The organism is Lutibacter sp. A80 (assembly GCF_022429645.1).
GTDB lineage: Bacteria > Bacteroidota > Bacteroidia > Flavobacteriales > Flavobacteriaceae > Lutibacter.
In genome coordinates, this window is sequence record NZ_CP092480.1 from 1,247,326 (window position 1) to 1,271,519 (window position 24,194).

The window sequence follows — 24,194 nt, forward strand, 5'->3', positions numbered from 1 at the left end:
TTATAATTATGAAAAATATAAATTTTAAATATTTACTATTAATAATTTCAGTAAGCCTTTTAACTTCCTGTGATACGAATGATTTTTTAGAGGAAATCAATCCCAATGAAATTGCAAAAGACAATTATTGGAGAAATTTAGATGAAACTGGTGCTGGTTTAAATGCAACCTATAAAGTACTTAATAATCTTTCTATTCTTAATATAAATTTAGAAGCCTTAAGAGCTGATATGGGATACCCTGGTTATGGAAGACCAGTACCTAATAAAACAGAAGAATTTTATAATCAAACGTATAACGTAAGCTCTACATCATTATCTGATAAATGGCAAGCATTATATCAAGGAATTTTTAGAGCAAACCAAGTTATTGGAGCACTTGAAGATTTAGAAGGTACAGTTGAAAATGAGGAATGGACTTCACAAATGGGGCAAGCTCGTTTTTTAAGAGGTTTATTTCATTATTATTTATATACCTCTTTTAACAATGGTAATATCATAATTAGAGATGCCGTTCCATTAACCAATGATGATTTTGCGAAACCTTTATCTCCAGCAGAAGATGTGATTAAATTTATTAGAGAAGATTTAGAATTTGCTTATAAAAATTTATACAAAAATGGTGAATATCCGAGTGGAGATAAAAGTAGAGTTACCTCAGGTGCTGCCGCAACAATTTTAGGCGATAGTTATTTAAATGAATTGAACTACGTAAAAGCAATGGAATATTTTGATGATGTAATATACAATCATGGATATTCTCTTGAATACGATATGGATAAATTATTTACAACGGCCGGTGAATTTAATAAAGAATCCATTTTAGAAATAAACTATACTTCAGATAATATAGACACCTCATTATCACCTTGGGATGGTTCTTCTGGAACAAACTGGTTAAACCAATTAACATCTAATAGTGTAAAAGGTGCTGTATTTGCTCCAGCATGGGCTGTACTAGCTTATAAAAACGAGCCAATGGATCCTTTAGATGCTAGAAATTACTTTGTACATGCTACAACTGGCTTAACACAACGTAATGTACCTTTAAGAGCTTCTGCAATGATAGCTATGGTAGAAGATTATCAAACATTATATTATGGCGCTCCTGTAACCGAGGTTAAAGGTGGTAAATTTCATGCCACAGCATGGGGATTTGGATATTGGAAACATTTTACAAATCATGATATTGTTGAATCAGAGTCAGAATTACCATTAGGAACCTCTTGGTCTAGTAAAAACGTAACATTACTAAGATTATCAACAGTAATCTTAATGCAAGCAGAATGTAAAATTAAAACAGGAGATATAGACGAAGCTCTTAAATTAATAAATCAAATTCGAAAAAGATGGGGTTTAGTTTTACTTGGTGAAAGCAATGGTAATCTATCTTATACTTATGACGAAGAATCATATTCTGCAGAAGAACTAATGCAACGTTTAATGAAAATTGAAAAACCTCTTGAAACTTCTATTGAAGGTCATATGACTCGTTTTTCTGATTTTAAACGTTGGGAGAAATCTGACAACTATAGTTTAAAGCAAAGATTAACTGAATTATCAAATGAGGTTTATTATGCAGAAAACTATAAGTATATAGATGAAACTGGTGCAACAAAATGGAAATATAATTTTCCATCTTTAGTTCGTACAGCTCCTAGTTCTGGTGAATTTAAAGTTGTTGATTATGAATTCGATATTCCTGCTTTAAATTATATAGAGAGTCAACATAGTACATACCCTATACCTCAAACTGAAATTAATTCAAACCCTAATATTAATAACTAATATTTATTTTATGAAAAATATAAGAATAATATCATTTTTTATTAGCTTACTAATTTTAGTAAGTTGTGAAGAAGAGGAATATGTGGATTATACACCTGTAGATGAACTATCTGATGTATCTTGGATTATTAGTTTACAAAAATTCACCCAAAACCCATTTAATATTGAAGAAGATAGTTTTATGTCTTTTTTCGATTTATCGGTAGGTGCATCAAGTCATCAATGGATTATTGAAGATGGAAATGCATTTTTAAATGAAGGCTTTAAAAAAGGTGATTCCTTGCCTTTATTTATAAACTCAGAAGCTGGTTTAACTACAACCGACGTAAAAGCACATGTAATTTTCAGAAAAAGTGGTGTAAATAAAGTCCGTTTGTTAAATAAATTTCCAGAACCAGTAAGCTATAAATCTAGTGCTGGAACTTTAAATTCAAAAAAAGAAGGAGATTTTTGGGTTATTGATACTACATTTACATTTGATGTATTTGCTAATTTAAAACCTGCTTTTAAAGTATTACAAAATAATGTTGAAGTATTATCAATTACTGAAGACCAATTAACTTCTATTGAAAATGAAGCATCTTGGCCAACAGTTGAAGTAGAAGCAGGTGCAACATTAACATTTATAGACCAAACAACAACAGGACGTGCTAATGGTAGAAATTGGGCAATACCTAGCGGCATTCCTGCTAGTTCTAATTTAGATACTGTTACTGTTAAATTTTTTAAACTTGGAACATATAATGCAGGAGTTTTTAAAGCACTTAGAGCTACTCCTTACCCAACCGCTTCTGTAGAAAAAACTATTCCACTAAAAATAAATGTAATCCCTTCATCTCAACCATTTAAAATAAACGGTGCAATTAAAGAAGATGTTAATGAAAAAATTTCTTTCCAAGTTACGGGTGAAATTGTTCCATTTACAGATCAAGAAGATAAATTTGTGGTTCATGTAAAAAACACTGCTGCTGGTTTTGACCAAACAATACCTGTTTTAAAAGCAAGTGTTAATTCCACAGATGCAACCTACATAGATTTAACTTTATCTGAAAAAATTTATAATTCTGATGTAGTTACTGTTGCCTATAACGGTGGTGAAATTGAATCAACAGACACCAGACAGTTAGCCAGTTTCCCTGCTACAAATGTACAAATGTATATTGGTGGTAACATTTTAAAATCTAATAGTTGGTCTGGTTACGAAATTGGACTTGATGGAGATTTAGCAAGAGCTTTTTCAGGGCCTAATGGTGCCTTCTGGGTAGGAGCTCCTTTAAATGGCTCTGCAGATAATCCTATTTGGTCTAGAACTACAGAAAAAGCATATGAAGGAAATGCAAGTATGAAATTTAATGTTGATGGAATTACTAAAGCCTATCAATTACATACATTTGGATTGGGTACCATTGATATGATACCAGCTGGTACGTATAAAATTTCTTTTATGGTTTATTTAGAAGCTGGAAATACTATGGAAAAATTTTGGACTTGGGGAGGAGAAGTTCCAGAGTTAGCTCCTGAAGCTTGGAACCTAGATGGTTTGCCTAGAGAACAATGGATAAAAATTGAACATATTGTTACTTTATCTGAAATCAATTCAAAAAAGAAAGTAACACTTGTAATAAATCCACCTTCAAACCCTAATTCTTCAACAGGTCAACAAACAATGTATTTTGATAATTTTTCATTTGTTGAAGTTGAAGTTAGATCATAAATATAAAATAACAAACTCCGTTGTTTTACAACAACGGAGACATAAAAAACAATATAAATTATGAAAAAAATAATAAAATATTTTGGAATTTTAACTATTATTCTAACAATAACTAGTTGTGAAGAAGAAGAATGGTTAGCACCAGATATTGAAATTACAAATGTCTATTCTATTACAAACATTACGGGATTAGATGTAGTAAAAATAAACGTATATAAAGAAAAACCATTAATTATTGAATATGCTACCGATGTTGTATTAAATAATTATAACTCTTCTAATTTTATAAATTCATCTACAGATACTAATATTGAATTTTCAGTAAATAAAATATCTGGAGATAGTACTATAAGCTATGCTGTTATTGCAGACAAAACTACTGGAAACGGTACTTTAACTATAAACGACACATCTGAATATGCTATTAATGTTTCCGAAATAGAGGTTTATAATTGATACAGTTATGTTTTAACTTATTACTATTTTAAAACAATAAATAGTCCATTTAAAAAAAGGATAACCAAGTTTGGTTATCCTTTTTTTGCAATAATTTGTTCCACCCTAAAAAACGATACACTTAAAAATAAGTCTAATAAAAATATTAAAAAGGCTTGTATAACAAACTAAAAAAGATAACTCTTCTTTTAACTTCAATTAATTAAAGAATTAGAACAAGGGTTTTCACAAAACCACCCTTACTCTTTTCTTCTTAAGAATCTATTTTACATTAAAATACTATATATTACAATAACCATTCTATAAAAAATATTTTTGGGTAAAATACCTATAGAACAAGGTAATATTTAAGAAGTATTTCAACCATTTTTTTCGCTAATTTGATAACTAAATCACAATCATGTTTCATAAAACAAAAAAATTTATAATGAAGGCCAAACAACTATTTAATCTTTTTCTAATTTTTGCTATGATTTCCTTTACAGGCTTCGCCCAAAAGAAGAAACAGCCAAATGTATTGTTTATTGCTATTGATGATTTACGTGCTGAACTTGGCACTTATGGTTCTGAAATCGTAAAATCTCCTAATATAGATGCCTTAGCAAACGTTGGGATTCAATTTAATCATGCTTATGTTCAACAATCAATTTGTGGACCTTCACGAGCTAGCATTATGACAGGATCTTACCCAGAAACTATAAATGTTATTGATTTATTTCAAGATTTTAGAGATAACCGTCCTAGTATTATTACTCTACCCCAACACTTTAAAGATAACGGATATGAAACAGTATATCTAGGAAAAGTATTTCACGGCGTGTTTACTGATGATGAGATGTCTTGGAGTAGAAAACCGATTAAAGCAAAAAAAGACTCAAATATACCAAATATAGAAGGTGGTTATGCACTAGCTGAAAGTCAATTAATGTATTTAAAAAACAAGGTCGCTTTAGAAGCTAAATATGGTGAAAAACTAATTCGTGAAAACTGGTTAAATAAAGGGCCAGCTTTAGAATCTGCTGATGTTCCAGACGAAACCTATGAAGATGGCTATAACACACTTTCTGCAATAGAAACATTAAATGACTTGGTTAAAAATAACCAAAAACCTTGGTTTCTAGCTTTAGGTTTTAAAAAACCTCATTTAGATTGGATAGCACCTAAAAAATATTGGGATATGTATGATGAAGCCAAAATTCCAATTGCAAAACAAGTAAACCCTCCTAAAGATGGTGCGACTATGGGATTATCAGAATCCTTAGAATTACGTGTTTCAGCAGACATGCCTAAAAAAGGAAATTTTAGTCCAAAATTACAACGCCAATTACGCCACGGATATTATGCTTGTATAAGTTATATTGATGCTCAAGTTGGAAAAATGATTCAGGCTTTAAAAAACTCTGGAGCCTATGAAAATACCATTATTGTTTTATGGTCAGACCACGGATTTAATCTTGGGGAGATGGGCTATTGGGGGAAGGCTACAAATTATGAAATTGCTACAAGAGTTCCATTTATAATTTCAGCACCTGGAACAACAGATAAAACAAAAGGACAAAAAGCTAACGCTACTGTAGAATTAATAGATTTATACCCAACTTTATGTGATTTAGCCGAACTAAATAAACCTAAACACTTAGAAGGCGAAAGTTTAGTTTCCATACTAAAAAAACCTAACTTAAAATCTAAAAAACCTGCATTTAGCGTATTTCCAACACCTGCATTACGCGAATGGGCAGCGAGACCTTTTACACCTCCATTTAGAACTACATTTTTTATGCCTTTAATTGAAAAAATTGAGACCAAAATTAAAACACAAATGGGTGAAAAATGGAATAAAAAAACTTTTGAACAGTTTGTTATGGGATATGCAATGAGAACAGATGATTACAGATTTGTAATTTGGAAAGATAGAAGACGCCCTAACAACAACCCTTTATATATAGAACTTTACGATCATAAAAATGACCCAAACGAAACTATTAATATTGCAAATCAAAATCCTATACTTGTAAAAGAATTATTAAAAAAGTTTAATAAAACTTATAAATAACATTTTTAAACATTAGTTACACGGCTATAATTAATAAAAAAACTCAGGATTGAATTCAATCCTGAGTTTTTTTTAAACCAAAATAAATTTTGAGATACTGCCAATAATTTATAATATTTAAAGCTTAATAACAACGTACTTCAAATAATTTAATGTCTTTTGCTCCATAAGTTTCTTTCAACTTTAATCTAACAGCTGTTGTTTTTATTTTATTGAAATTAAATTTAATTAAACGCTTTTTGTTGTTTTCAATTTCACCAATTTTAATCCATTCACCATTAACCCTACCTTCAACTTTCATAGATTTTAATAATTCTATAGGAACTTTACTTGTATGCCTTGAGTTTTCAGGTGAAAGTTTATGCATAAAAATATTTTTTTTAAGATTAGTATCACATTTAATTTCAACTTTTGAAAGAGTAACAGGCCTAAGCCATTCAAACTGTAACTCGGCATTTAAACCATCAGATTTCCAATGATTTATACCACCATCAATATCTCTTGATATTCCATTAACTAAATTTCTAACATCACCAGATAAAGTAGACGAACCCATAATTAAATCAGCTTTTTTTGCAAGGTCATTTTTATCATTTGCTGGTCTTAAAGGAATATAAGCATCATCTCTTAATAACTGTTCTTGCAAGTCGTTTATATAATTTTTAGTAATTGCCCGCGGATTCACATTTTTTTTGATGCATAAACTTGCTGCAGTACCTGTTGCTTGCCCCATTGTAGCACAAGTTGCCATGACTCTTGAAGAAGAAAGCGCTATATGAGTTTGACTAATATTACGTCCCGAGAACTGTAAATTATTTATATTTTTTGAATATAAGCTTCTATAAGGTATTTCATAGATTTTTTTGAACTTATAATGAAAATAACTTCCTGGAACATTTAACTTTTCAATACCTCCTTCTCCGTGTTCATCAATACTCCAACCTCCATAAGCAACTCCATCTTCAAAATGTTTATGTTCTGTTAGATCTTTTTCTGAAAGTATATAATCACCCATAAAACGACGAGATTCTCTTCGCCCTGGAATTGCCCCAACCCAATCTAATGCTAAATTTTCAGAGTCTGGAAATTCTCCAGAGTTTTTAATATAATCCCAAACTCCATACATATAGCCCATAATTTTATGTCGGTTTGTTTCAGCTTCAGCAATAATATCATTTTCACTTCCAACTTCAACCCACCAAATACCCCCAACGTAAGGTTTTATTTTACGTTTGTATGCATTTTCAGCATCATACTTTAAGGTATAGGAAGGAGGCGTAAACGGCATAGGTTTACCCATATCTTTTGTTGAAAACAGAATTGTTGCACCCATTTGCCAACCATCAGCAACTTTTGGCGCATATTGTTCATTAAATTCTGAAGAAGCTTCTCTCCCTGTTCTAAAAATTGCACCTGCTGAAGCAGCTAACATTCCATCTCCAGAACAATCTATAAATTGTTTTGCTTTTATAATAAATTCTGTTTCAGTAGTTAATTGCCAACAACGTGCAGAAACAATTGTATTCCCATCCATATTGGCATCAATAGCTTGTGTGTTTAACATTAAGTCTAAATTTTCAATTTGGTATACATAATCATATAAAACATGATCCCAAACAGGAAAAGATTCTTGCGGATTTTGAAACCTATTTAATAATAATAATTCTTCGATAACACCCGTTTCCCGTTCTGCCCAATTGTCTGGTTTTAAATGACCAACTCCATTAACGTGAACTCTAATTTCACTAGAACTATTTCCTCCTAAAACTGGACGATCTTGAACTAATACTGTTTTCACTCCATTTCTTGCTGCTGATACAGCTGCACATATTCCTGCCAAACCAGCCCCTATAACAGCAACATCATAATTCAATATTTTTTTTCGATTAGAAATTTCTTTTTTACCAGATTCTTGTTGTTCCCAATTTGTAGTTTTTATTTTTTGTAAATCTGTATTTATATCAAATGCATTTCCTGTAATTGGCATTAAACTTGCAGCAATAGCACCCTTAGTTCCTTTTTTAAAAAATTCTCTACGTTTCATTTTAATACTATTTAGTTATTTCTATTAATAAATTATCTAGTTGCTTTTTAAGCTTTTTCTTTACCATTTTAAATTTAGGTTTGTAGGCTAAATTTGTCCATTCATACGAATCATTCCTATGGTCATATAATTCTTCTTTTCCATTAACATAGCGTATATATCTGTAGTTTTTTGAACGTACTGAATAACTTTGTTCATTTGGCTCATTACTTTTAAAATTACCTCTAACAACAGTTAATGCAACTTCAGGACCTTTCCATTTTACACATTCCGGATTTTCTAAAAAAGGTTTCATGCTAAATCCACTTAACAATGCGCCATTCTTATTTTTTAAATTACTGTTTTCAATATTGCATAAATCAGCAATGGTTGGGTATACATCAATTAAAGATACTGGATGTTTTACTTTTTTACCTGCATTATTTTTGAAATTAGGTGAGCGCACAAGCATTGGAATTCTAGTAGTTTCTTCCCATAAATTGTTCTTGTAAATAAATTCTTTTTCACCTTGATTATATCCGTGATCACTAACCAAAATAACAATGGTATTATTATTAAATTTACTATTTCTCAAAGCGTTCATTACTTTACCAACTTGGTCGTCGGCAAAACTAACACAGGCTAAATATGCTTGTAAATATGTACGTAAACCTACTTCAAAATTGGAGTAAGAAGCTTTTAATTCTTCGTAATGTTTCGCCCAAGCTGGTGTCCATCTAAAAGTGGATCTATAATACGTATCCTCAATATCATTTTCTTTTACTCTAGGCAGTTCTAATGTTTCTAAAGGGTATTTATCGAAATATTTTTGAGGCGCAACTAGTGGTGTATGCGGACGAACAAAGCCTACTGCTAAAAAGAAAGGATTGGAGCTTTTATTATTTTCTAATTCTAAAATTTTATCTACAGCCCAATTTGCACTTTTTTCATCACTTAATAAATCACGATTTTTATCATTTACATAGTTAAAAGGTTTTCTATTCTTCACATCATACCAACCTTTGTATCCTTTTGTTTTTTTAGATGCTGGTACATTAGGAACATCCGCTAAAGAGCTATATAAACCATCATTTTTGTTTTGGTAATATTCTTTTGGAACTGAAGGGTGTCTTGCAGCCTTTTTACCATCAAATGCATAAGGACCAAAGTCATTTTCTACACCATATTCATTCCATTCACTTTTAACTCTGTCGTGCATTATTTTACCAGTACCATAAGTAGCATAACCATTATCACTCATAAATTGCATGAGTGTTTTATTGTTTTTTAAAATAGGGTTTTCTGTCCATTTAGAAAACCAAAAGTTCTTTGATTTGTGTGGATAAACCCCTGTTAACATACTAACTCTAGAAGGTGCACAAATAGGAGCATTAGTATGGGCATTAGTAAAAACTACACTTTCCTTTGCTAAAGCATCCATATTTGGAGTTTGAGCTTGCGGATGACCACCTAAAAAACCTACATAATCATTTAAATCATCGAGTATAATTAGTAGAACATTAGGCTTTTCTTGAGTTTGAGCAACTGAAATAGTTGTTGAAATCAAGAATATACCAATTATTAACTTCGAAAAAATAGTGCAATTATTTTTCATACTTATATTCCCTTTGATTTATGCGCCTTTTTCCATTCCTTTTTAAAAACTTTTAATAGTTTTGAAACTAGTTTTGGATGTTCGTTAGCAATATTTATAGTTTCTTCAGGGTCGATTTTATGGTCAAATAATTCTATTTGTACAGGTTTACTATCTTGATTTCTACTGTCTTTCCAAATTACAAATCTGTAATCATCTGTTCTCATAGCGTACCCCATCAAGTAATTTTCAAATAAGACTCTATCCCATTTTTCTTTTTGCTGAAGTTTAATTTTGTCTTCAACTTCTTTTAATAAAAGGCCAAAATAAGTTTCACGCATAGCCGGTCTAATAGGGAAAGCTCCCCATTCTCTTAAAGCTGGACTAGGAAATTGGCTAAACACAGCTTTTTTCCATTTTTTTGAAGGATTTTTAAGTAGTGGTTTAAAACTCTTACCTTCTAAATGTTTTGGTATTTCTATTCCTGCTAAATCAGATAGTGTAGGGTAAATATCTACCAATTCTACCAAGGCATTAGTTTTAGCGCCTCTATTTTTAGCTAACATATCAGGTGTATAAATCATCATTGGTACTCGTGTGGCAATTTCATAATTTGTAGCTTTTCCCCAAATTCCCATTTCACCTAAATGCCAACCGTGATCCCCCCAAAGAACAATAATTGTATTGTCTTTAATTCCAGCTTCATCCAAAGCATTTATTACTTTTCCAATTTGAGCATCTACATAACTTACACAAGCTAAATAAGCATGTTTTAAAGTGATTGATAATTGTTTATCCAGTTTACCGCTTTTAGGTATTCCACTTCTAACTCTTAATTCAAAAGAAGGGTGAATTCCCATTTCAGCTCCATTTATTGGCGCAGTGGTTTGAGTAGCTAATTTAATATCTTCTTCATTATATAAATCCCAATATTTTTTTGGTGCTACCCAATTCAAATGCGGTTTATGAAACCCTAATCCTAGAAAAAAAGGTTTGCCATCTTCTTTCACCATATCTTTTATAGTTTGAATGGCTAAATCTGTATTTAAACCATCAGAATAAGTATCATCAGGCACATCAGCACACTCATAAGCTGGCCCCATAGCTAAGCCATATTTTGCTACTTCCCCATATTTCGCAAACATTTTTTCACGAGTTTCTTTTCTAATTTTATTATTTTCAGGAAGTGCAAAACCAACAGGTTTTTTATTACTCTTTAGCTGAGGTCTTGTCCATGAAATTTCATCTTCGTCTCCGTGATGAAATATTTTTCCATAATAAACAGATTGATATCCATTTGAATTAAAATGTTGAGCAATCGTATTTACCTGTGGAAGTTTTTCTCTAAACCGAATGTAATTATGAGTAACTCCACTTGTTGATGGACGGACACCTGTCATTAAACTTGCTCTTGATGGTCCACAAATTGCTTGTTGGCAATAAGCATTATTAAACAATAATCCTTCACTTGCCAGTTTATCCATATTGGGAGTAATTGCAATTTCTGAACCATAACATCCCAACTCCGGTCGTAAATCATCAATAGCAATAAATAATATATTTGGTTTTTTTTGAGCATAATTAAACATGGTACCCAAGCAAAATAAACAAGTAAAAAGTATATTTTTCATTGTAAAATTATTTTCATTTAAATGATGTTCTAAAATAGATAATTTCTACCTTAACTATGCTAAATTTGGCATTACATAAACTTAACATTTACATAAATATCAATTTTCAAGTCTTTCAAATTAATTTATTTTTGTATTTTTATTTATTATAAAATATTAATAATGAATAACTTAAGATATAACTTTTTAAAATTTAAAATTCTAATCCCATTAATAATACTTAACTTATGTAATTTCAAACATTTACAAGCTCAACAATTTAAGAGTTGTTTTTCTGAAGGTTTAATTCAAGTTAATACAGATGTAGATTCTTTAAAAATTGTATTGAATACTAAGTTTCAAAAAGCTACAAAAAAGAAAGATACTATCATAATGGTTAAATCACTTATTTCGTTAAGTGCTTTAGCTAGAAAACAACAAAATTATGACGCTGCTTTTGAAAATTCTGGAGAAGCTATGTTTTTAGCTGAAGAATCTAAAAATATAGTTCTAATAGCAAAATCAAATGAGGAAGTTGGAGTTTTAAATTATTTATTTAAGCAAGATACTAATGCCGGAATAAATTTTAAAAAAGCTCATTTGAATTATAAGTTAGCTTATTCTAAAAACTTAGTTGAACTAGATGATTTATATAAATCGTACACCAATTTAATGCTTTATTATCAAAGAATTGTGGAGGTAGATTCTTTAAAAATGTATATTGATAGCTGTGAATTTCTGCTCCCAAAGTTAAAAAACAACAATTTTCAAAATATTCAATTAAACGAGAAAAAAGCATTTGCTTTAAAAAAAGAGGGATATATTAAAGAATCTATTCAATTATTAAATGATGCCGTATTTCAATTAGAAAATAAAATAGTGAATCCTTCAAAAAAGGATGTAGATAAAAGCTTTTTAATTATTTTGTATTCTCGCTTAGGCAGACTACATAAAGATATTGATAATATTGAATTGGCTAAAAAATATTTTAAAACGGCTATTTCTATAAAAGATATTAATGGAGAAAATGCTTTTTATTTGTCATTTGTATATCAACAATTAGCTTTACTGTCTAAGAATACAGGTGAAATAGAAAAAGGGTTTAACTATTTATATAAGGCTAAAAAAATAAATGATTCCTTTTTAAATCCTAGGAATGAAAACACACAAAGTTTTTTAACTTTTAAGAATAAGTATAAAGAACAGCTTCAAAAAAAAACGAAGGAACTGAATGCTAGGAATTTGGAATTAGCAAAAAAAACTGAAGAAGCCTTAAGGTTTAAAATAATTCTATTTGTAACCTTGGCTATTATAGTTATACTTTTTTTATTGGTACGTGGTAAAATGTTGTATACTATTCATAAGAAAAAGCAGATAGATTCAAAAGAGTTATTAAATCATAAAAACAAAGAACTTACAGTAAATATGTTACAATTAATAGAGCGTGAAGAAGTTATTAAGGAGTTAAGTGATTTAATTAAAAAATCTAAAATGGATCATTCAACAAAAAACCTGTTAAAATCTATTGAAAATAGATCTGATAGTTTATGGGAATCTTTTAACAAAAGATTTTCTACACAAAATGAAGATTTTTACAATCGATTACAAAAAAAAGTACCGAACTTAAGTTCGGCAGATTTAAAGGTTTGTGCTTTAATAAAATTAAATTTTTCAGGTAAGGAAATGGCTTATTTATTAGGAATTTCTCTTGGTAGTGTTCACGTTGCAAGACACCGACTTAGAAAAAAAATGAATTTAAATAGAGATGTAAACCTAACTACTTTTATAAATTCTATCTAAAATTAAATATTTATATTTTCAAACTCTGTTAGTAAAACTAACATTTATTTGTACACATACTTATTTATTAAAATAAGTCTTTACAAAAACTTGCAAGTATTTAAACTAAATTTACAAGGCAACAAAAAACATTTTTCTAACTATTTTTTAGAAGGAAGATCTATTAACATGTCAACTTCAAAAGTTTCCTTATATTGAGGCATTCTTCCATCATTCCATAATTCTTCATCTTTAGCTGAATAAAACCACAATGGCTGTACAAAGCCTTCTGTCCATTTTTGTGTTTCTTCCACCATTTTTTTAAGTCGCTCTGGGTATCTACCTCCCATATTTTTTTTCTCTCCAATATCTTGTGTTATATTTGTTAATCTCCAAGGTTCGTTACCCACTCGTGTAATTTTCCAATCACCTAATCTTGCACCAACATCACTAAAACCATGACGATATCTTAGGCAATAAATCATATTGTCTTTATGTGGTTCTGAATTATTTATTATAGATTCCATTATATCTTTACCTGACAATAATTTATTTTTGGGAATTTTACCTTTTCCTAGATTTACAAACGTAGGATACAAATCTAAAGCAGATACAGGATAATCAAACTTTTTACCTTTTGGTAATTTATTTGGATAATGAAAAAACATTGGAACTCTATAACCACCTTCCCAAGCATCTCCTTTTGTTCCTTTTAGAGGATAATTATTTGCTCCGTGATCAAAATTACCTCCATTATCACTCATAAAAACAATTAATGTATTATTGTATTGATTTGTTTCTTTTAATGTTTTTACAATCTCACCTACACCTCTATCAACAGCATAAACCATAGCCGCATAAGTCCTTCTATCTTTATCTTTAATATTAGCAAAAACCTTAAGATCCTCATCTTTAGCCTCTAAAGGGACATGAGGTGCATTATAAGCTAAATAAATAAAGAAAGGATTTTTTTCAACTGATGCTTTTTTGATATCTTTTATTGCTTCTCTAGATAAAGCATCTGTTATATATTCAGTCTCTTTAACTTCTTTTTGGTTATGTTCCAATGGAAGAATATAGTCTCTAATTTCTTTGTTTCCAGCTTTTAACTGCTTTTGATATTCTTTCTGATATTTCTCCGGAAAATAATTATGACCTCCACCAAGAAATCCATAATAATTATCAAAACCTCTATTATTAGGATGATATTTTGGCGCACTTCCTAAATGCCACTTTCCTAAAGCACTGGTATAATAACCAGCATCTTGTAATATATTTGACATAAATGTTTCTTCGGTTGGAATCCCCATATTATCATCATCATTCATACTAGAATTACTATGAAGATTAAAAGGTGTTCCTATTTCTTGAGAATAACGACCAGTTAAAATTGAAGCACGGCTAGGTCCACAAAAAGAATGTGCTGCATATGCTGAAGTAAAAATCATTCCGTTTGCCGCTAATTCATCCATATGTGGAGTAATAATATCTTTAGATCCATTAAAACCAACATCTGCATACCCTAAATCGTCACATAAAATGAATAAAATGTTTGGTTGTTCAGATTGAGCTGTAATTAAGCCTGAAGTTAATAACACTACAGCAAAAAAAGTTTTTATTTTTTGAGTTAAATTCATAATTAATATAATTTATGTTATACAAATAAAAACACTATGCAAACATCTTATTGTTAACATAGTATTTTCATTTTATTTTAAAAAAATTCAATTAGTTTAAATTTTGTTTATTCTTCCCAAAGAATTGGTAACCAAACAGTCATTTCACTTTCTCCTCTATTTGCCCAAGCAAAATAAGGCACTAACTGAACTTTTTGAGTTTTCCAAGTTGGTTTTGCTATTTCTCTGTACATCCCTTCACCATTTACGTGACGTAATTTAAAATCTCCAGTAATGGTAGAAACACCTCCTAAAAAATTTGGTCTATACGTTGCTGTTAAATTTGATTTTAGAGGTAAATATACATCCAATATATCTGTATTTTTTGGTAAATCTGGAGATTCAACACAATATACAACTGGACCTCTTTTTACTGCAGCTTGATTTCTAACCTCTTCAATTAAAGGATTTCCCTCTAACAATTTAACATCCATTGGCATTTTTAAATTAATTATGTCATTTTTTTTCCACTTTCTATTAATAGTGACATAAGTACCAGCTATTACTTCAGATTCTATATCTTTTCCATTTACTAATAAAGTAGAACCTTTTGCCCATTCAGGTATTCTTATTAATATATCAAAAGCTTCTCTTTTACATTTTTCAATTGTAATATTTACATTTCCATTCCATGGGTATTGAGTTTCTTGTTTCAATTGAATCTTAGATCCATCTAGTTGTTTTGTTTCTAATTTATTTCCACCGTATAAATTTACTGCAACACCATTATTAGTTAAACTATATGCCCAACCTGAAACTTTTGCAATTGTACGTACTAAGTTTGGCGGACAACAAAAACAAGGAATGTAAGGCTGACGAACATCAAATTCAGTATCATTTCCTGGATCATATCCATCGTGATGTACACGTAGAGGATTTGCATAAAAATAATCTTTTCCTTCAATACTAATTCCAGATAAAGCACTATTAAAAAGTACTAGTTCCATTATATCTGCATATTTAGCCTCCCCATGAACACCTAACATTCTATAACTAAACATAGAATTACAAATATTTGCACACGTTTCATTATATGCTGTTAAATTTGGCATCATATATTCGTTAATAAAACCTTCATGAATCATATCTACATTTGAAGATGCTCCATGATGAGTTTGTCCTACCGCACCAGTTACATACATTTTTTTATCAACAACATTACTCCAAAGTCTGTCTAAAGCATCAATTAATGCTTGTTCTCCGGTTTCAGCATAAACATCTGCTGCTCCTGCATAAAAATACAATGCTAAAACGGCATGACCTTCGGCTGTTTGTTCCTCTCTTAATGGTGTGCGTTCTTGAACCATATCTCCAATAAACTTAAAACTTGCAGTAGCATCAGGTATAACTTTAGATTTACCTCTCATATTGATAAATAATTCTGCCAACTCTAAATATTTTTTATTTTTTGTAGTTCTGTATAATTCTACCAATCCCATAATTTGAGTTTGATTAAACCCAAATCTTTTTAAATGGTCTGGTTGAGGCATAAATGTATCGTATAAGTTATCTGCACTTTTAATTGCAATATCAAGGAAATTAGTTTTTCCAGTTATACGATTATGAATACAAGCACTTGTATATAAATGTCCACTATTATACATTTCGTGGTACTGTCTATTTCCGTAACGCTTTAAATCAGTGGTTTGAACCTGTGTTTGTAAATAACCATCAGGAGCTTGCGCTCTACCAATTATTTCAATATATCGGTCTAAATCAGCTAATATTTTTTTATCTTTATTTTGAGCATAAATATACATTGAAGCTTCCATCCATTTATAAAAATCTCCATCGTGCCATTTCATCCCTTTATGTTCACCTTCTTTAAGACCTGCTGCAATTTTAAAATTATTTAAAGCATGTCCCACATCTCCGGTTAACAACTCTCCCATATAAGGAATCATTACTTCTTCAGCTACTTTAAATTTATCTGCCCAAAAACCTTCAGTCCATTGACAGTCACCCATATTAATACTTTTGAAATTCACATGAGAACTATTGGCATTGTTAATAATACCATTAGTTTGACCAAATAAAGGGATTATAAATAATACATTTATGAAGAGTATAAAGATTTTTTTCATTATTAAGTTTTTAATAAATAGTTTAGATTAACACAATAGTGCTAAAACAAAAGAACAATTTAATATTTAAATTCTATTAATAATATTTACCCACAGCTAACATTATTTTACCTTAAAACCATAAAATTTTAAGCATAAAAAAACTGAAGTATATTCTTAAGTTTTTTATGTTTATTTCTAATTAATACTTATTACCAAACAACTGGCATAAATACCGTCATTTCAGCTTGTTCTCTATTGCTCCATACAAAATAAGGAATTAACTGTGTTTTAAACGCTGTAAAGCTTGGCTTTGCAACGGTTTGGTACATATCTTCAGTTTTACCAGCCCTCAATAGCAGTTCTGTTTCTACAACTGTTACACCTCCTAAAAAGTCGTTTTTATGAATCGCATTTAATTGAGAATTTCCATTAAAATAAACATCTAAAATAGATATACCTTTAGGTAAATCAGGAGTTTCGATACAATATACAATTGGACCTCTTTTTACAGCAACTTGGTTTCTTACTTCTTCTATTCGGTTATGACCTTCAACTAAAGTTACTTCCATTGGCATATCTAACAAAATAACATCTCCTACCTTCCAAGCTCTTTTTATTACAGCAAAACTCCCTGGATTAACTACAATATCTAGATCTTCACCATTTACTTTTAAGCTACTTCCAACTGCCCATTTAGGAATACGAATTTTAATTTCAAAAGCTGAATCTTTACATTCATCAACTGTGATTTTCACTATTCCCTTCCATGGATAATCTGTATCTTGAGATAGTTTTAATGGTGAACCATCTAACATAGTTGTATCTAAATTATTTCCCCCAAATAATACTACCGCTACACCGTTTTCTGATAAGTTATACGCCCATCCTGAAGTTTTACAAATAGTGCGCACTAAATTTGGCGGACAACAAAAACACTCTAAATAAGGTTGTCTTACTGGACTTTCAGTTACATCTGCATGAGAATTATAATCTCTAGAATTATTTACCATTCTTAATGGATTGGAGTAGAAATAGTCTTTTCCTTCTACACTAATACCCGATAAACCACTATTATACAATACTAATTCAATAATATCTGCATATCTCGACTCATCTTTAATAGCCATCATTCTGCTACTAAACATGGCATTACATAAGTTAGCACAGGTTTCGTTATAGGCAGTCATATTTGGCATCATATACGCATCAATAAAACCTTCTTCAATCATATCTAAACTAGTAGAAGCTCCATAATGTGCTTGACCAACAGCGCCTGTTACATACATTTTTTTACCTGTAATATTTTCCCATAAAGCATCTAACGCTTCAATTAATGCTTTTTCTCCAGTTTCAGCATATACGTCAGCTGCTCCTGCATAATAATATAAAGCTAAAACTGCATGACCAACAGCTTCTTTAGATTCTCTTAAAGGAGTTCTTTCTTGAACCATATCTCCAATAGGATAACCAATAGTTGTGTCATCATGTTTAATTTCATAAGTTCCTCTTCTATTGATAAATTTTTCGGCAAGTTTTAAATATTTTTCATCTTTTGTTGTTCTATATAACTCTACCAATCCCATAATTTGAGTTTGGTTAAAACCAAAACGTTGATAATGTTTGGTGTCTGGCATAAAATAAGTATATAATAAATCTGCTTGCTTTATTGCTATATCTAAAAAATTACGTTGCTTAGTAATTCTATAATGTATAGAAGCTGCAATAAATAAATGCCCAAAATTATACATTTCGTGGTATTTTCTATTTTCAAATCTGTCAGCACCTTCAGTAATTTGAATATGTGTATGAATGTAACCATCGTCCTCTTGAGCGCGTCCGATTATAGCAATATACTCATCTAATTCTTTTAGTAAAGACTCATTTTTAGTAAGTCCATAAATGTACATTTTAGCTTCCATAAACTTATAAAAGTCTCCATCGTGCCAATAAAAGCCTTTATGTTCACCTTCTTTTTCGCCTGCTGCAATTTTAAAATTATTTAAAGCGTGACCTATATCTCCACATAATAAATCTCCCATATAAGGAAGCATTTTATCTTCTGCATTTTTCACTTTTTCAGCCCAAAATCCTGAATCCCATTTACAATCACCAAAATTGATACTTTTTAATTTTACAAAAGGACTTTCTGAATTGTTTGTTATAGCCTTGTTATGGTTGTTTATATTTATACTCATTGATATTCTTTTTTAAAATCTAAACGTTGTTTAAAAAATATTAAAATAGCTTATTCTCTACTTGTTTTGTTTGTAAACCTAAATTAAGTTTAAATTGAAGAATATTTAATATTTTATTCAACTTCATTTATTTTATAGTTTTTTTAATTGCAATGTCATCAATAAAAAGTTTAGGAGCTTTATCTTTAGGTAAATCTTCTTTTCTAATTTCAATTTTAAGTTGATCGTTTTTAGCTGAAGCTTCAGTTTTTAAAATAGTTGATTCTAATGTAATCCATTGACGACGATCTAATTTTGACAAATCTTTAAATTCAATTTCTAACTTAGGATTTTCAAAAGAAACATAAATTTTATCAGCAATTCTACCTTGATCTAGCCATACTTTCATAGAGAATGTGTATTCACCTGCTGGAATATTAATTGCTCCTTCTGGTGTTAGAACTACAGCTTTTTCTACTTCAAATTTTTCATTTTTCCCATATCCTGCAAATTGAAGACTTTCTACACCACTTGCATATTGACCTTCAACAATAGAAAAATATTTTTTAGAAGCATCATCAATCAACCAAAATTTCTGATAGTTATTTGGTTTAGAATCTTCTGGAACCATAGTTAATGGTCTTGGATTTTCTTCAAATAGTATTGGACCTTCAAAACCATAGAAAGCACGATCTTTTGCCAATAAATTATCTGAAGGTTTTTGCCAAACTCTCATATATTCTATTTCAAAATCTACTGGTAGTTCTTCTTTATGAGGAAGACCTAACCAAAAGAAAATTTCAGAATCTAACCAAATTTCCATTGGATTATTTAGCACCCAATCTAGTCCAACATCATCTTGAGTAAAATGGTGCACTAATTTACCATCAATAAATAGTTTTAAGAAATCTTCACCCCATTCAGCACCGTACACATGAAATTCATCTGCTGTTCTAAATGGTAAATTTTCTGTATGTTGAAACACATTTGTTGGTCTTTCAGCAGGAGGACTCCAATCGTGAGCAGTTGCTAAATAAGAATCTTCTCTAATATTACCTTTTTTATTTTTTGGATTCCCCATTAACTCATATACATCTAGTTCTTGCTCGTAACCAATAGCCCAAAAAGCACCTGTTATAGCGGCATTTCCAACTTTAGATTTCACTTCCATATAACCATTTAAAAAGCGTTTCTTAGAAACTACAGCTGCAGTGGTAACAGGCATAGGTTCTCCTTTATATTCGCCGTATTTTGAAGTCCCCATATTTCCGTCAGTATAACTTTCTTCAAAAAAATCATATTCTGGTTCCCAGTTTGTTCTAAGTTTTAATTTACCTTCTTCAACTCTTACATTATGTGGAACAAATTGAGATGGTGCACGGCCTTTCCAAATGTAATAATCACCATTTAAACCTTCAACAAACCATTTTATTGTATCTATTGAGTCTCCTTCAAATTCATCTGAAATTTCTTCATTTAACACCCATCCTTCTCTATTTTCAGGATCTGAAAAAGGATAATATAAAGACTCCGTAATTAAATCTTTAGTATTCTCTTTATCATATTTTTCTGGTCCACAACTAATAAATAAGAAGACTCCTAATAACAGTGTGAAACTATAAATCTTGTAATAATTCATAATTATTTATTTTGTAGTTTTAGCTGAATTTCTTCAATTGTTAATCCTTTTGTTTCTATTAAATATTTATATAAAATTACCAAACCTACAGCAACGGTTATTGCATAAAAAAGTAATGTATTACTTATCCCAAATGTTGCTAGTTGTTTTGGAAAAAAGACTTGTACCATTGAACTTACAATACTTGTTAATAAAGTAAAAAATGGAATAGCTATACCACGTATTGATATAGGAAATATTTCTGAAAACAACACCCACATAACAGGCCCTACTGAAAAATGAAATGCTGCAATAAAACTTAGGATACCTATTAATATTAAAATAGCATTAATTTTAGCTGCTTTTTGTATTAAAACACTTTCGTGATTACGAGCATCTACTTCACCTAATGTTTCTTCTAAAGCTTTTTTAAATGAAATATCACTATCGTATTCTACACCTACAATTGCATTAAGTCTTTCTGGGTTATTAATTTCATTTAATTCAACAATAGCATTATTATTAATTGTATAGCGTGCTGAATTAAATCCATAAAAACATAGTCCTAAACTTAAAATTATCCAAACCATACCCCAAATAATTAACGGTCTTCGGCCTAATTTATCTACTAACAACAAACCTAAAATTGTAAAAACAACGCTTGTTAAACCTATCCAAATAGATTGCATAAAAGCAGCATCTGACCCTCCTCCTATTTGTTCAAAAACAGTTGGTGCATAAAAGAGAATTGCATTTATACCCGTAGATTGTTGTGCTATAGCAATTGTAGTTGCTATAATAAAAGTAACACGCATTGGTTTACTAAATATCTGCTTTAATTGTGAAACTATTGAATGATCTTGTTCACCAATATCCATACTCTTTTGCATTTCTTGTATGTTAAGAATCACCTCATCTTCAGGAATAATTTTTCTAAGTGTATTTTTAGCTTCCTCAGACTTTCCATTAAACATTAACCATGAAGGACTTCTAGGTATAAAGTAAAGTAAAGTAAGCCATATAAGAGCTGGCAAAATTTCAGATCCTAACATCCATCTCCAGGTGTTTTCTCTTAAACCTAAATCATCTACCCAAGCTGCATCTGAATTAGTAAATTGAATAATTAAATAGTTGATAAAGTAAGCTGCAGATAACCCTAAGACAATATTTATTTGTGTCATAGAAACCAACTTCCCTCTCCATTTAGGTGGTGCAATTTCACCAATATACATAGAAGCTACAGATATAGAACTAAAAGCTAACCCGCCTAAAAATCGGGCTGCAACTAGTGCCCAATAGCTTGGTGCTAATGCCGATGACACTGCTGAAACCAAGTATAGTGCAGCTATTATTTGCAATGTTTTTTTTCTACCTAAGTAATTACAAGCACTACCTGCAAAAAACAATGCTAATAAAACACCAATACTTGGAGCTCCAACTACAAAACCTAATTGTAGTGGATTTAGTGAAAATTCTTCTGTAATAAAATTTACAGTTCCTGAAATTAAAGCAGCATCTAAGCCAAAAATAAAACCTCCAACGGCTACAATCGTTGCGTAAGTAAATGCATTTTTTTTATATGAACTCATTTTTAAAATGTTTAAGTAGGCCTCTTCACCTAATTTAAGTATTACTACTTGACTTGCTTGTTTTATATTGATTTGTTCATCATTTTTCAATTATAAATAAAACAAATATAAAAGCATCTATATACAAAGTAATTAGAAATTCATCTTTTTATATTGATAAATTTTACCCTTTGTTAACCTAATTTTACCTTTTAGAACAAGTGTAAAATTATAGCATAATAAAAAAGATACCGAAAAAAACTATCGGTATCTTTTAAGTATAAATACTAAGTATTTAATACAACCCAAACATATTAATTAATATCCATAATTTTGTTCTAATGAAGCGTCTTTATCTATCTCTGTTTGTGGAATTGGCAAATAATATCTATAATCAAACCAAGGTCTATTTACAACTGTATACTCTTCATAATTCAATGTACCATCAATAGATTTTGTCCATTTTAATCCTCTAATATCATATCCTCCTATATGGTCTTGATTCATCCATCTTCTTTCATCAAAAAAGTTATGTCCTTCAAAGCAAAGCTCTACCCTTCTTTCTCTTTTAATAGCTTCTAATAGAGCTGCTCCGCTAACATCTATATTTGGTTGTAATGCCCTGTTTGATACTTTATTAACATAATCACGAGCAATATTTTCATCTATATAATACATAGCTTCAGCATAATTTAAATAAATTTCAGCCAATCTGTACATAATATAAGGACGATCTACAGAAAAGGTTGTTAAAGTAGATAAACTTTCATCTTGAAATTTCCTTATATTATAACCAGTTTTAGATGAATGTAATTGGTTTCCTAACCCTTTAGGAGAGTCTAATCCATCAGGAGTTTCATCGCTTGGGTTATCTGCCAAAGCATAATCTACATTACGGCCTCGAAAATCAGCCCCTTGAAATAAAAGGTTTGCATAATACCTCATCTCTCTTCCTTCATTTATGTTTAATGCATCAAAAGTTTCATTATTAGTTCTACTTCCATCTTTCATATTAAATTCTAGAGTAAAATTGTGTGAAGGTGAACTTAATCCCCAACCAGTATAACCATTAGGTGATTGTGCTTGATCTGGCAATGTATTAATATCGTTAGCCATTTCTGCATATAAACTTCCATACGAACGTCCAAATAAAATATCTTGATTTTTGTGTAAAAATAAATTTTGGTATTCTGTAGCATTCGCAACAGGAATTAAATCACGATCTCCAACTAAATCTATTACTGCCTTTGCAGCATCTGCTGCATCTTGCCATTTTGTTGATTTTGTATAATCATAAATAGATCCATTTGGTACAGTACTCGGGTCATGTAACTCACTTGCAGCATACAGTAAAACTCTTGATTTAACCGCTAAAGCTGACAGTTTAGTTGCTCTACCAAACTCTGAAGCTTCCATTGGTAAAATAAGAGCAGCTTCATCCAAATCATTCACTATAAAATCTACACAATCTTCAAAACTATCTCTAGATAAATTAAATTCATCATCCAATCCAAACGATTTTTTAATAATTGGAACACCTCCATAATATTTAACTAAATTAAAATAGGTAAAAGCTCTTAAAAATGTCATTTCCGCTTTTAATTGTGCTACTTCTTCTGGAGCTTCCTCCATTGCTTCACTACCTTCTATTTTTTCTAAAAATTCATTTATTAGTTTCACATAATCCCAAGAAGTTGCCCATCTATTATTAAATGCCAATCCTGCATTACTTGGTGACCACCCTCCTCTCATTTTATAAGGAGTATCTAGATCTTTAAAGTTAAATTTAGCTTCCCAAGAAGCTCCTTCTATCCCTATTCTTTGTGTCCACCATTGGGAGCGATTTATAGCCCAACTATCTGTAGTATTATAAGCTGTAACCACCACAAGTTTTGCTTGGTTAACATCACTATAAATTGCATCTTCTGTAAAAGAATCACTTGCTTCTGTATTTAAAATATCATCACTACAACTCCCTATTGTAAAAATAGTTAACAGTGCAATCGCAAATTTTATTATTATATATTTCATCTCTTTATATCTTTATAATTTTCTTATTAATTAACATTGTATAAA

The 24,194-nt window shown here is 30.3% G+C and carries 14 protein-coding genes; 5 read left to right on the plus strand and 9 right to left on the minus strand.

Annotated elements, in window-relative coordinates; translation table 11 throughout:
- Positions 1–8: 8 nt before the first annotated feature.
- The 4 genes from MHL31_RS05675 to MHL31_RS05690 all read left to right on the plus strand — a co-directional run bounded on the left by MHL31_RS05675 (position 9) and on the right by MHL31_RS05690 (position 6,010).
- Positions 9–1,787 carry a RagB/SusD family nutrient uptake outer membrane protein gene (locus MHL31_RS05675; protein ID WP_240228108.1) on the plus strand — a complete coding sequence of 593 codons (1,779 nt, stop codon included), beginning with the start codon at positions 9–11 and terminating at the stop codon, positions 1,785–1,787.
- Between the two features lie 10 nt (positions 1,788–1,797).
- On the plus strand, positions 1,798–3,501 hold the full coding sequence (locus MHL31_RS05680; protein WP_240228109.1) for a hypothetical protein: 1,704 nt from the start codon (positions 1,798–1,800) through the stop codon (positions 3,499–3,501).
- A gap of 60 nt (positions 3,502–3,561) precedes the next feature.
- Positions 3,562–3,957 (plus strand): hypothetical protein, encoded by a 396-nt coding sequence (locus MHL31_RS05685; RefSeq protein ID WP_240228110.1) that lies wholly within the window; start codon positions 3,562–3,564, stop codon positions 3,955–3,957.
- Between the two features lie 427 nt (positions 3,958–4,384).
- Positions 4,385–6,010 carry a sulfatase gene (locus tag MHL31_RS05690; RefSeq protein ID WP_240228111.1) on the plus strand — a complete coding sequence of 542 codons (1,626 nt, stop codon included), beginning with the start codon at positions 4,385–4,387 and terminating at the stop codon, positions 6,008–6,010.
- Positions 6,011–6,134: 124 nt separating this feature from the next.
- Here the strand turns inward: MHL31_RS05690 and MHL31_RS05695 are convergent, their stop codons facing one another.
- Genes MHL31_RS05695 through MHL31_RS05705 form a run of 3 tightly spaced genes read right to left on the minus strand, consistent with a single transcriptional unit; the run spans position 6,135 to position 11,258 of the window.
- On the minus strand, positions 6,135–8,054 hold the full coding sequence (locus tag MHL31_RS05695; protein ID WP_240228112.1) for an FAD-dependent oxidoreductase: 1,920 nt from the start codon (positions 8,052–8,054) through the stop codon (positions 6,135–6,137).
- 7 nt (positions 8,055–8,061) lie between these two features.
- On the minus strand, positions 8,062–9,648 hold the full coding sequence (locus MHL31_RS05700) for a sulfatase (RefSeq protein WP_240228113.1): 1,587 nt from the start codon (positions 9,646–9,648) through the stop codon (positions 8,062–8,064).
- 2 nt (positions 9,649–9,650) lie between these two features.
- A complete protein-coding gene (locus MHL31_RS05705) occupies positions 9,651–11,258 on the minus strand; it encodes a sulfatase (protein ID WP_240228114.1) in 1,608 nt (535 codons plus the stop codon).
- A 162-nt stretch (positions 11,259–11,420) separates the two neighbouring features.
- Here MHL31_RS05705 and MHL31_RS05710 point away from each other — a divergent pair, with 162 nt between their 5' ends.
- Complete coding sequence (locus tag MHL31_RS05710; protein WP_240228115.1) at positions 11,421–13,037, plus strand: hypothetical protein; 1,617 nt, start codon at positions 11,421–11,423, stop codon at positions 13,035–13,037.
- Positions 13,038–13,177: 140 nt separating this feature from the next.
- Here MHL31_RS05710 and MHL31_RS05715 read toward each other — a convergent pair whose 3' ends face one another.
- From MHL31_RS05715 to MHL31_RS05740, 6 genes are all read right to left on the minus strand, one after another.
- On the minus strand, positions 13,178–14,653 hold the full coding sequence (locus MHL31_RS05715) for a sulfatase-like hydrolase/transferase (RefSeq protein ID WP_240228116.1): 1,476 nt from the start codon (positions 14,651–14,653) through the stop codon (positions 13,178–13,180).
- Between the two features lie 107 nt (positions 14,654–14,760).
- Positions 14,761–16,776: a glycoside hydrolase family 127 protein gene (locus MHL31_RS05720; protein WP_240228117.1), complete on the minus strand. Its 2,016-nt coding sequence runs from the start codon at positions 16,774–16,776 to the stop codon at positions 14,761–14,763.
- 191 nt (positions 16,777–16,967) lie between these two features.
- Positions 16,968–18,953 carry a glycoside hydrolase family 127 protein gene (locus MHL31_RS05725; protein ID WP_240228118.1) on the minus strand — a complete coding sequence of 662 codons (1,986 nt, stop codon included), beginning with the start codon at positions 18,951–18,953 and terminating at the stop codon, positions 16,968–16,970.
- 127 nt (positions 18,954–19,080) lie between these two features.
- Positions 19,081–20,571 carry a family 16 glycosylhydrolase gene (locus tag MHL31_RS05730; RefSeq protein WP_240228119.1) on the minus strand — a complete coding sequence of 497 codons (1,491 nt, stop codon included), beginning with the start codon at positions 20,569–20,571 and terminating at the stop codon, positions 19,081–19,083.
- A gap of 2 nt (positions 20,572–20,573) precedes the next feature.
- Positions 20,574–22,229 (minus strand): sugar porter family MFS transporter, encoded by a 1,656-nt coding sequence (locus MHL31_RS05735; RefSeq protein WP_240228120.1) that lies wholly within the window; start codon positions 22,227–22,229, stop codon positions 20,574–20,576.
- A gap of 207 nt (positions 22,230–22,436) precedes the next feature.
- Positions 22,437–24,149 (minus strand): RagB/SusD family nutrient uptake outer membrane protein, encoded by a 1,713-nt coding sequence (locus MHL31_RS05740; protein WP_240228121.1) that lies wholly within the window; start codon positions 24,147–24,149, stop codon positions 22,437–22,439.
- Between the last annotated feature and the right edge of the window lie 45 nt (positions 24,150–24,194).